We start from the raw sequence: 807 nt of genomic DNA, 5'->3' as shown, positions 1-807 counted from the left end.
GAGACTGTAGATAAAACTGTGTAACTGCCTATTATTGAGCCAGCAATGGCTAAGGATAGGCAGTATGGACAAGCAACAACTTGAAGCCTTCGCACGCGAAGCCGCTAAATCGATCAAAACCGAAAGCGATCTGAATGATTTTCGGCAGATGCTCACCAAAATCACCGTCGAAACGGCGCTCAATGCCGAACTTGATGAGCACCTCGGTTACGATAAACATGGCCAAAGCCCTTCTGATAACAGCCGTAACGGCTATTCCAGTAAGACATTACGTACCGAAGATGGTCAGTTTGAGATTGATGCACCACGGGATCGGGATGGCAGCTTTGAGCCGAAGTTAGTCAAGAAGCAGCAAACACGCTTCACCTCCATGGACGACAAGATCCTGAGTCTTTATGCCAAGGGCATGACCACCCGTGAGATCGTCGCCACCTTCAAAGAGATGTACGGTGCTGACGTTTCCGCCAGTCTCATTTCTAAAGTAACAAACGCCGTATTGGAACAAGTCATTGAATGGCAATCACGTCCTTTGGATGAGGTTTACCCCATTGTTTATCTGGACTGTATCGTTGTTAAAATCCGCCAGGATAAACAGGTCATCAACAAAGCGGTTTACCTGGCTCTAGGTGTTAACCTGGAAGGCCACAAAGAACTGCTGGGTCTGTGGCTATCTGAAAATGAAGGCGCTAAGTTCTGGCTCAACGTGCTCACAGAGCTTCAGAACCGTGGCGTCAAAGACATCCTGATCGCTTGTGTTGATGGACTGAAAGGCTTTCCAGATGCAATCAATACCGCCTTCCCTGAAAC

The 807-nt window shown here is 48.0% G+C and carries 1 protein-coding gene; it reads left to right on the top strand.

What is annotated here, in order from left to right:
• Nucleotides 1-64: 64 nt before the first annotated feature.
• Nucleotides 65-807: IS256 family transposase (locus IOQ59_RS21050; protein ID WP_193955449.1), on the top strand; the 743-nt coding region annotated here is incomplete at its 3' end.

Source organism: Pontibacterium sinense, assembly GCF_015209595.1.
Lineage (GTDB): Bacteria > Pseudomonadota > Gammaproteobacteria > Pseudomonadales > Balneatricaceae > Pontibacterium > Pontibacterium sinense.
The sequence above is the reverse complement of the archived record's forward strand: the minus strand, read 5'-3'. Positions and strand labels throughout refer to the sequence as shown.